This window comes from Pseudolysinimonas sp., assembly GCF_031389465.1.
Lineage (GTDB): Bacteria > Actinomycetota > Actinomycetes > Actinomycetales > Microbacteriaceae > Pseudolysinimonas_A.
In genome coordinates this window covers 1-10177 of record NZ_JANMSQ010000073.1, presented here as the reverse complement: position 1 = coordinate 10177, position 10177 = coordinate 1, and the positions used below count along the sequence as shown (strand labels likewise).

General features: G+C 68.2%; 10 protein-coding genes. 5 read left to right on the top strand and 5 right to left on the bottom strand.

Features of this window, described 5'->3' with window-relative positions:
* The 4 genes from RMO30_RS02840 to RMO30_RS02825 all read left to right on the top strand — a co-directional run.
* Positions 1-790: LLM class flavin-dependent oxidoreductase (locus RMO30_RS02840; protein ID WP_309709243.1), on the top strand; the 790-nt coding region annotated here is incomplete at its 5' end.
* Entirely contained in the window at positions 790-1236 is a 447-nt protein-coding gene (locus RMO30_RS02835) for a MarR family winged helix-turn-helix transcriptional regulator (protein ID WP_309709240.1), read from the top strand. The genes RMO30_RS02840 and RMO30_RS02835, both read left to right, overlap by 1 nt.
* Positions 1233-1922, top strand: coding sequence for a CE1759 family FMN reductase (locus RMO30_RS02830; protein WP_309709237.1), 690 nt, complete (start codon positions 1233-1235; stop codon positions 1920-1922). Before RMO30_RS02835 ends, RMO30_RS02830 begins: the two co-directional genes overlap by 4 nt.
* Before the next feature lie 33 nt (positions 1923-1955).
* Positions 1956-2885 (top strand): 5'-3' exonuclease, encoded by a 930-nt coding sequence (locus RMO30_RS02825; RefSeq protein ID WP_309709234.1) that lies wholly within the window; start codon positions 1956-1958, stop codon positions 2883-2885.
* A 33-nt stretch (positions 2886-2918) separates the two neighbouring features.
* Here RMO30_RS02825 and RMO30_RS02820 read toward each other — a convergent pair whose 3' ends face one another.
* Genes RMO30_RS02820 through RMO30_RS02800 form a run of 5 tightly spaced genes read right to left on the bottom strand, consistent with a single transcriptional unit; the run spans position 2919 to position 9236 of the window.
* Positions 2919-4049, bottom strand: a complete 1131-nt coding sequence (locus RMO30_RS02820) for an acetate kinase (protein WP_309709231.1) — start codon at positions 4047-4049, stop codon at positions 2919-2921.
* Entirely contained in the window at positions 4046-6130 is a 2085-nt protein-coding gene (gene pta, locus RMO30_RS02815) for a phosphate acetyltransferase (protein ID WP_309709228.1), read from the bottom strand. Before pta ends, RMO30_RS02820 begins: the two co-directional genes overlap by 4 nt.
* A 43-nt stretch (positions 6131-6173) precedes the next feature.
* Entirely contained in the window at positions 6174-6956 is a 783-nt protein-coding gene (locus tag RMO30_RS02810) for an SDR family oxidoreductase (RefSeq protein WP_309709225.1), read from the bottom strand.
* A 4-nt stretch (positions 6957-6960) separates the two neighbouring features.
* Positions 6961-8163, bottom strand: coding sequence for a 23S rRNA (adenine(2503)-C(2))-methyltransferase RlmN (gene rlmN, locus RMO30_RS02805; protein WP_309709223.1), 1203 nt, complete (start codon positions 8161-8163; stop codon positions 6961-6963).
* A gap of 50 nt (positions 8164-8213) precedes the next feature.
* Positions 8214-9236 (bottom strand): LacI family DNA-binding transcriptional regulator, encoded by a 1023-nt coding sequence (locus RMO30_RS02800; RefSeq protein WP_309709220.1) that lies wholly within the window; start codon positions 9234-9236, stop codon positions 8214-8216.
* 157 nt (positions 9237-9393) lie between these two features.
* Between RMO30_RS02800 and RMO30_RS02795 the strand changes: the two genes are divergently transcribed.
* Positions 9394-10177: beta-galactosidase (locus tag RMO30_RS02795; protein WP_397427882.1), on the top strand; the 784-nt coding region annotated here is incomplete at its 3' end.

Below are 10177 nucleotides of genomic sequence, written 5' to 3'. Positions count from 1 at the left end.
GGCACTCGAGAACTACAACCTGCTGCACCGCCTCTGGCGCGAGGATGTCGTCGACTGGGAAGGCGAATACCGCACGCCGCTGCAGGGCTTCACCTCGACACCCCGCCCGCTCGACGACGTTCCCCCGTTCGTCTGGCACGGGTCGATCCGCACCCCCGAGATCGCCGAGCAGGCCGCCTACTACGGAGACGGGTTCTTCGCGAACAACATCTTCTGGCCGAAGGAGCACTACCTGCGGCTGATCGACTTCTACCGCCAGCGTTTCGAGCACTACGGTCACGGCACCGCGAAGCAGGCGATCGTAGGCTTGGGCGGTCAGGCCTTCATCGCGAAGAAGTCGCAAGATGCCTGGACGAATTTCCGCCCCTACTTCAACGAGGCACCGGTCTACGGTCACGGCCCGACGATGGAGCAGTTCGCCGCCGGCACCCCGCTGTCGGTCGGCAGCCCGCAGGAGGTCATCGACAAGACGCTGACCTTCCGTGACACGTTCGGCGACTACCAGCGGCAGCTCTTCCTCATCGACCACGCGGGGCTCCCGATTTCGATGGTGCTCGAGCAGCTCGAACTGCTCGGAGGCGAGGTCGTGCCCGTGCTGCGACGTGAACTCGCGGCTCGCCGCGACCCAGAAGTTCCGGACGCCCCGACCCACGCGAGCCTCGTCACCGCCAAGTACGGCACGGAGGCCCCGCGTCAGCCGAAGCCGAACGCGAACCGCGGCGACAACGTGACCGGCGGCTCGCCCTATCAGGATTCACCGGGCCAAGACACCGACGAGTCTGCGGCCTGATGTCCGGCAAGGCTCGTCTCGCGAACGACGCCTGGGAGTCGCTTCTCACGGTGCACGCGACCTTCATGAAGTCGTTCGCTGCCGCGCCCATCTGGGGTGAGGTGTCGATGAAGGAGTACGACGTGCTCTACGCGCTCACCAAAGCGGATGCGCCGGTGCGCATCACCGACCTCCATCGGCGCGTGTTGCTCAGTCAGCCGGCGCTCTCGCGGATGGTCGACCGGCTCGTCGTGCGCGGTCTGGTCGAGCGGTGCGAGGATGCCGGCGACCGGCGGGTTGTGCGTCTCGCGCTGACTGCCGAGGGTCGCAACCAACAGCGCGAGGTGGGCCGCGCCCACGCCCGTGATGTCGCGGCGGCGATGACCGCTGAAGTGACCGACGCCGACCTCGAAGAACTGCAACGGATCACCCGGGCGCTGGTGAGCTCACAGGAGAAGACATCATGACGAAAACCCTCGTAGTCGTGAACGCCGGCACGGGCGACCCGTCGTCGACGCGGCTGCTCGCCGACCGCACGGCCCAGCGCGTCGCTGCCCTCGCTGCCGAGAACGGCCATTCAGTCGATCACGAGCGAGTCGACATCCGCGTGATCGACCTGCGCGAGATCGCCGCCGAGGTGACTACCGCACTCGTGTCGCAGCACGTCGGCCCCGACTTGCGCGCGGCCCTCGATGCAGTGGCCGCCGCCGATGGGATCATCGCGGCGACTCCGGTCTACGCAGCGGGCCCGAGCGGTCTCTTCACCTCGTTCTTCCAGGTGCTCGAGACCGATTCCCTCATCGGAACTCCCGTCGTGCTTGCCGCGACCGCGGGCACCGGTCGGCACGCGCTCGTCGCCGACGACCAGATGCGCGGGATGTTCGGCTACCTGCGCGCGATGACTGTGCCGACGGCGCTCTTCGCTGCCCCAGAGGACTGGGCGGATGCGGCGCTCACGGCGCGCATCGATCGCGCCGCACGGGAGCTGGTCACCCTCATGACCTCGGGCGTCACCGAGGCGGTGCGGCGCGGGAACGCCTCCCGCTACCAGACGCAGCTCGGGTCGCCCAACGACACCGGCATCCGGCTCGACAGCGACCTCATGCGCCTCGCGGCGGGCGGCGGCGAGCGGACGGGTCCGCGCCCGGTCTGACCGCTGTCTGAACGCTGTGACACGATGGCGGTCATGACCGACCGGCTGATGCTGCTCGACACCGCCGGGATCTACTTCCGGGCGTTCTACGGCGTGCCCGATACGGTGACCGCACCTGATGGCACCGTCGTGAACGCCGCACGCGGCACGCTCGACATCGTCGCGCGCCTCGTCTCCCAGTTCCAGCCGACGCACCTCATTGCCTGCTGGGATGACGACTGGCGCCCGCAGTGGCGGGTCGACCTCATCCCGACCTACAAGACCCACCGGGTCGCCGAGGTGATCGAAGTAGGGCCCGACGTCGAGGTGATCCCCGACCCACTCACCGTTCAGGTCCCGATCATCGCCGAGTCGCTTCGGCTGCTCGGCATCCCGATCGTCGGCGCCGCGGAACACGAAGCCGACGACGTCATCGGGACCCTCGCCTCCACGGCGACCATGGCGGTGGATGTCGTCACCGGCGACCGCGACCTGTTCCAGCTGGTCGACGACGTCCGAGACGTGCGGGTGATCTACACGGGCCGCGGGATGGCGAACCTCGAGATCCTCGACGATGCCGCGATCGAGGCGAAGTACGCGATCACTCCGACGCAGTATGCGGCGTTCGCGGCGATGCGCGGCGACCCCTCAGACGGACTGCCGGGCGTCGCCGGCGTCGGCGAGAAGACCGCTGCGGGGCTGCTGCGGGAGTTCGGCGACCTCGACGGCATCATCGCTGCGGCGGCTGATCCGAGCACCGCGCTGTCACCGGCGGTGCGTGCGAAGCTGCTCGCCGCATCCGATTATCTCGCCGTCGCCCCGGCGGTCGTGAATGTCGTGCGCAACCTGGCTCTGCCTGCCGTCGATGCCACCATCCGACCGCTCACCGCCGGTCAGGTCGAGGCAGCGTCGGCGTTCGCCGAGCGGTGGGGTCTCGACTCGGCGATGGCCCGCATCCTCAGCGCTTTGCCGACCGAGAGTTAGGCGACGGGCGGCCCCGAAGCCCGATGGACGCGATTAAGCCTCGCCGCGCACGACCTCCACGGTTTCGCGTGCGATCTGCAGTTCCTCATTGGTGGGAACGACGAGGACGGCGACCGCTGAGTCTGCCGGCGAGACGACCCGAGCGGCCACTGATGGCGTGGAGTTGAGGGTGTCGTCGACGACGATGCCGAGGAAGCCGAGGCGATCGACAGCGCGGGCTCGCACCCGCGAACTGTTTTCGCCGACTCCCGCCGTGAAGACGAGCGCGTCGATGCCGCCCAGCTCAGCGGCGTAGGCGCCGATGTAGCGCTGGACCCTCGTCACATACACCTCGAACGCGAGCGCCGCGGCCTGGTCGCCGCGATCGACGGCGCTGATCAGGTCGCGCATGTCGCTGTGTCCGCCAAGCCCCTTCAGCCCGCTCGAGCGGTTGAGCAGATCGTCGAGCCCGGCCGCGTCGTACCCGCCGACCCGCTGCAGGTGCACGAGCACCGCAGGATCGATGTCACCCGACCGGGTTCCCATCACGAGCCCTTCGAGCGGCGTCATCCCCATCGAGGTGTTCACGCTCACCCCACCCGCGACGGCTGCTGCGGAGGCACCGTTGCCGAGATGCAGCACGACGAGTCGCAGCTCCTCCAGCGGCCGGCCGAGCACCTCGGCGGCGCGGCGAGTGACGTACCGGTACGAGGTTCCGTGAAACCCATACCGCCGAACCCCGTGCCGCGCCGCGACCGCAGCGTCGATCGCGTACGTGTAGGCCTCGGGCGGGAGGGTCGCGTGATAGGCCGTGTCGAAAACCGCGACGTGAGGCACGAACGGCAGCACCGCCCGCGCCGCACGGATCCCCACCAGCCCCGGAGGGTTGTGCAGCGGCGCGAGAACCGCGAGCCGCTCGATCTCGGATTCGACGGCGTCGTCGATAACCGTGGCCCGCACGAACACCGTGCCGCCGTGCACGATCCGGTGCCCGACCGCGTCAATGCTCTCGGCATCCAGGCCTTCTAGGACGGCGGCGAGTGCGGCCGCGTGATCCGGCACGACCGAACCCGGGTCGCCGATGCGTTCCACGAGGCCAGAGACGACGGAGGCACCGGATTCAGCTTCGAGCACCTCGTACTTGAGCGACGACGATCCGGCGTTGACGACGAGAACGCGGGTCATTCCGCATCCTGGGCTTGGATCGCCGTGATCGCGATGGTGTTCACGATGTCGCGCACCAGTGCGCCCCGGGACAGATCGTTGATCGGCTTGTCAAGGCCCTGCAGCACGGGGCCGATCGCGACGGCACCCGCGGAGCGCTGCACGGCCTTGTAGGTGTTGTTGCCGGTGTTGAGGTCGGGGAACACGAAGACCGTCGCCCGCCCCGCCACGTCGGAACCCGGCATCTTCGATGCCCCCACCGTCGGGTCGGCGGCGGCGTCGTATTGGATGGGCCCGGCCACCGGCAACTCGGGCGCTCGCTGCCTGACGAGTTCTGTCGCGGCACGGACCCGGTCGACCTCGGCGCCGGATCCCGACTCGCCGGTGGAGTAACTCAGCATCGCGACCAGCGGCTCGATGCCGAACTGGCGCGCCGTCGCCGCCGACGAGATGGCGATGTCGGCCAGCTGTTCGACCGTCGGCTCCGGGATGACGGCGCAATCGCCATAGACCAGCACGCGATCGGCGAGCGCCATGAGGAACACACTCGAGACGACCGACACGCCCGGCGAAGTCTTCACGATCTCGAAACCCGGCCGGATCGTGTGCGCCGTCGTGTGGCGCGCTCCGGAAACCATGCCGTCGGCGAGGCCGAGGTGCACCATGAGCGTTCCGAAGTACGACCCGTCGGTCACGGTGTCGGCGGCAGCCTGCCGTGAGATGCCTTTGTGCTTCCGGGCTTCTGCGTAGACGTCGGTGAACCGTGCGTGCAGGTCAGGGTCGGTCGTCGCGATCACCCGAGCGGCCGTGAGATCCACCCCCAATTGCCCCGCTCGCTGCCGTATGGCGCCTTCGTCGCCGAGGATCGTGACGTCGGCGATGCCGCGTTCCAACACGATGCCCGCAGCCTGGAGGATGCGGTCGTCGTCGCCTTCGGGCAACACGATGTGCTTGCGATCCGCACGGGCGCGCTCGATCAGAAGGTGCTCGAACCGCAGGGGGGTCATCACGGGCGACGATGGCAGACTGAGCTGGCGCACCAGTTCGGCGACCTCGACGTGGCGTTCGAACAGGGTCAGCGCGGAGGCGTACTTCTGGGGACTGTCGGCGGCGAGGCGGCTGCGCGCGTGGGTGATGCGCACCGCGGTGTCGAAGGTGCCGAGAGAGTTCGTGGCGATCGGCAGAGTTGCGCCGAGACCGTCGAGCAGCTGCTGCACGGCAGGTGAAACCGCGAAGCCGCCGTTGAGCACGATACCGCTGAGATCCGGGAAGGTCGGCGACAGATGGGCCATCAAGGCCCCGAGAACCACATCCGACCGGTCGGCGGGAACGACGACGATCGCATCGTGGGTGAGTCGCGGCAGAACGTTGTCGAGCGACATCGCGGCGACGACAGTGTCGCGCACGGGCCGGTCGAGCCCGGCTTCATCACCTGAGATGAGGGTCGCCTCCGCGGCGGTGAGTACGTGGCGAAGGAGTGGCGCCGTGAGCTCGGCATCCTCAGGGATGGCCCACGCCGGAACCTCGAGGCGGTCAGCAGTGAGGGCGGCGACCACTCCCCCGAGTGCCGACGGTTCCGTGCGGTTGACAATCACGGCGAGCACCGAGGCGTGCTCGGCTTGCAGCTCGTCGATCGATACGCGCGCAAGGCCGGCCAGCGACTCGGGCGAACGGAACCCGGCATCCTCGCTTCGCCCTCCCAGCACCAGCAACACGGGCGCCGCGAGATTCGCGGCGATACGTGCGTTGGTCGCCAGTTCCGTCGGTGAGCCCACATCCGTGTAGTCGGAACCCAGGATGATGACCGCGTCGCAAGCATCCTCCATCGCGCCGAAGCGGTCGACGATCTGCGAGAACGCGCCGTCGAGATCGTCGTGCACCTGGTGATAGCTCGAGCCGACGCACTCCTCGTACGTGAGGTCGGCGCTCGCATGCTCGAGGAGCATCTCCAGAACGTAGTCGCGGTCCGGCCCCGAGCGCGTAATCGGCCGGAATACCCCGACTCGAGCCACCGAGCCTTTGAGGTTCTCGAGCAACCCCACCGCGATCGTCGACTTGCCCGTGCCCCCCTCGGCCGAAGTCACGTAGATGCGGGTCGCCACGATCCCACGCTACGGGATGCTCGTTCCCGCCTCACCGCACCGGCTACCAGGTGGAGTCGCCGCGAATGACAGCGTCGGAGCCCCCGTCGATGAAGACGACCTGCCCGCAGAGGTGAGCGTTCTCTTCGCTGGTGAGCCAAGCGAGCAGATAGCCGACGTCGCGAGGCGGGAAGATCCCGTTGAGCGGCATCGGCACCAACTGCATCAGGGCCGCTCGGGATTGCTCGCTGCCGGTGAGCTTCGCGGTCATCGGGGTCTCGACAACCCCGGGAGCCACGGCGTTGAGCGGGATGCCCGCCCCCGCCCACTCCGGGTTCGCCGCGTTTCGGCGGATCCATCGGGCGAGAGCACGCTTCGTCGTGCCGTAGATGAGGTTGGCCGCATCGCCGCGTGCGGCCTCCAGTTCGGTGCCGCGCGCAAGCCCGGCTGTCTCGTCACCGGCGAGCAGCGCGTCGAGCAGCACGTCGTCGGGCGGAAGAAGCGACGCCGTCGACGCCGTTGCTACGGCGCGCGGGGCTGCGGAGCCAGCGAGTAGGGGTCGGAGCCCGGTCAGAGTCGCGACGGCGCCGAAGTAGTTCACGGCGACGGTGATGGCTTTGGGCGCAACGAGACCGGCATTGGCGATGACGGCGTCGATGCGACCGTCGGAGAGCTCGGCGACGCGCGCTACCAGCTGCTCACGGCCCTCGGCGGTCGAGAGATCGACATTGACGTCGGTGTCGTGGAGGTCGACTCCGATGACGCGGTGGCCGCGCTCGACGAGGAGTGCGGAGGTGGCGAGGCCGATGCCGCTCGCTGCACCGGTGACGACGTAGGTGCGAGTCATGGCGTCAGTCGGCGGCGGCGAGTTGTCCGCACGCACCGTCGATCTCCTTGCCGCGGGTATCGCGCAGCGTCGTCGGAATGCCCATCGCCTCAAGCCTGCGCACGAACTCCCACTGCACGTCGGGTTCGCTCGCCGTCCAGATCGAACCGGGCGTCGGGTTGAGCGGAATCGGATTGACGTGTACCCAGCCGCGCCCACGGGAGTTGAGCTTCTCGCCAAGCAGATCGGCGCGCCAGCCATGATCGTTCATGTCTTTGATCAGCGCGTACTCGATCGACACCCGCCGCTTGGTGGCGTCGAAGTAGGCGCGCGCGGCGTCGAGCACCTCGTCGACCTTCCACCGCGAGTTCACGGGGATGAGTTCGTCGCGCAGTTCGTCGTCCGGCGCATGCAGCGAAAGCGCGAAGGTCACGGGGATGCCTTCGGCCGCCAGTTTGCCGATGGCCGGGGCCAGCCCCACCGTCGAGACGGTGATGCCGCGGGCGCTCATGCCGAGTCCGTCGGGCGCTGGGGCGACCATCGTTCGGATGGCCCGCAACACCCGCGCGTAGTTGGCGAGCGGCTCCCCCATTCCCATGAAGACGATGTTGCTCACCCGTTCCTGGCTGAGGTCGGTCTTCTTCTTGCCGCCGAGTTGCCCGTCGGCGATCACCCGGTTCGCCCGCACGATCTGGTCGACGATTTCGGCGGTCGAGAGGTTGCGCGTGAGCCCCGCCTGACCGGTCGCGCAGAACGGGCAGTTCATGCCGCATCCGGCCTGCGACGAAATGCACAGCGTGATGCGGCCGGGGTAACGCATGAGCACCGATTCGACCAAGGCCCCGTCGTGCAGCTTCCACAGGAATTTGATCGTGTCGCCCTTGTCGGTCTCGAGGCGTCGCAGTTCAGTGAGCAGCGGCGGGAGGAGACCGGCGACGAGTTCCGCCCGTGCGGCGGCGGGCAGGTCGGTCATCTCGGCTGGATCGGATGTCGAGTGCGTGAAGTAGTGGGTCGCGATCTGCTTGGCCCGGAAGGCCGGCATCCCGAGCTCGGTGATCTTCGCGGCGCGTTCCTCGGGCGTGAAGTCGGCGAGGTGCTCGGGCGGCTTACCGCGCTTCGGGCTGGCGAACTGCAGCAGCGGGCGTCCGTCGGTGTCGAGTTTTTGCGACCAGCCCTCCGCTTTCGGGCGCACCTGGCGGATCTCGCCGCGTGCCGCATCCGTCGCCATGGGCTCCAGGGTACGTGCCGGGACTTTGACCCGTTCACAGCGAGCGGCGCTCAGGCCGAATCTCGCCAGACGACTTCGGTGGGCAACAGCACGCCGTCGGCCGTCGTGGCGCCGGTGCGTACCTGTTCGAGCACGAGTTCTGCCGCTCGTGCGCCGAGATCGCCGGCCGGTTGCCGAATGGTCGAGAGCCCGGGTCGTGCGCGACGGGCCCAGGCGCTGTCGTCGAAGCCGACGACGCCGACGTCGACCGGCACCCGGCGTCCTGCTGCGGCCAGGGCTTCCAAGGCTCCGACGGCGACCGCGTCGGAGGCGGCGAACACTCCGTCGAGGTGTGGGTCGGCCAGCAGCAGTTCCGTCACTCCCGCGACTCCGGCCGCGTGGGTGTAGAGACTCTGGCGCGACACGAGGGTGTCGTCATAGCTCTTGCCCAGGGCATCCCGGAATCCGGCGAGCCGATCGCGCCCGCTGTCGCGGTCGAGACCTGCGGCGATCATCCCGATGCGACGCCGACCCGTGGCCTTGAGTCGTTGCGTGATCTGTTTCGCCGCGCCCCGGTTGTCGATACCGACCCACGGCAGCTGGAGCTGGTTGTCGGGTCGACCGATCATGACGGCGGGCAGTCGCAGGTCGGCGATCGCTTTCGAGATCGGGTCTCCTTCGCGCGCTGAGACGATGATGGCGCCGTCGACGAAGCCTCCGCCGAGGTAGCCCGTAACCCGCTGCGAGTCCCGTTCGGTGTCGATGATGAGTGAGACGAGTTGGTAGTCGGCCGCCGAGAGCGACGAGTTGATGCCGAGCAGGATCGCGCCGATGTTGGGGTCGTCGACGAACACCGAGTGCGGCTCGTGCACGATGAGCGCGATCGCCCCTGATGACTGGGTGGCGAGGTTTCGAGCCGCCGTGTTGCGCACGTAGCCGACCTTCGCGATCGCAGCCTCGATGGCTTCTCGTGCCCTCGCCGACACGTACGGCTCACCGTTGAGAACACGGGAAACGGTGCCGCGCGATACCCCGGCTTCGGCCGCCACGTCGAAGATCGTGGCGCGTTTCTGACGCGACGCGGGTGGTGGCACGAGCTCAGTGTATTGACACTCGCGAGATTTCGTGGCTAATCTGGGAACGCTCACAGAAAACCCTCACCCCTTGAGTCGCACGATGGTCTGTGCACGCTCACAGAATCAGGGCAGCGAGCGACAATGACGTTGATCCCCCGACCTGAAAGGGCCGCCTGTGAGCACTCCCCAGACCCCCAGCGCCGAGAACGCGCTGGTTCCGGGATGGGCGACGGGCACCATCACTCTCGGCTGTGACTACAACCCCGAGCAATGGGATGAGTCGGTCTGGCTCGAAGACATCGAGCTGATGACCGAACTCGGTGTCGATCTCGTCGCGATCAACATCTTCGGCTGGGCGCTGCTGCAGCCCACCCCCGGACCCTTCGACTTCAGCCGGCTCGACCGCGTCATCGAGCTGCTCCACGACGCCGGCATCCGCCTCAATCTCGGAACCGGAACCTCATCGCCCCCGCCGTGGCTCGCGCGTCTGCATCCCGAGACGCTGCCGCACGCGGCCGACGGCACGATCGCCTGGCCGGGTGGGCGTCAGGCCTGGTGCCCCAGCTCCCCCACATTCCGCGAGCACGCGCTCGCGCTCGTGACCGCGGTAGTCAAGCGCTACGGCGCTCACCCCGCCGTCGCCCTCTGGCACGTCTCCAACGAACTGGGGTGCCACAACGCGCACTGCTACTGCGACATCTCGGCGGCGGCATTCCGCACCTGGCTGCAGAACCGTTACGAGACACTCGAGGCCCTCAACGACGCCTGGGGAACCGCCGCTTGGAGCCAGCGTTTCGGCGATTGGGCCGACGTGCTTCCGCCCCGCACGACGCGCTCCGCCGGAAACCCCGCGCAGGCCGTCGACTTCGCACGCTTCTCGTCGGACGAACTGCTGGCCTACTACCGCGCCGAGGCCGCAGTGGTACGCGCCGGATCGACGGCTCCCGTGACCACCAACC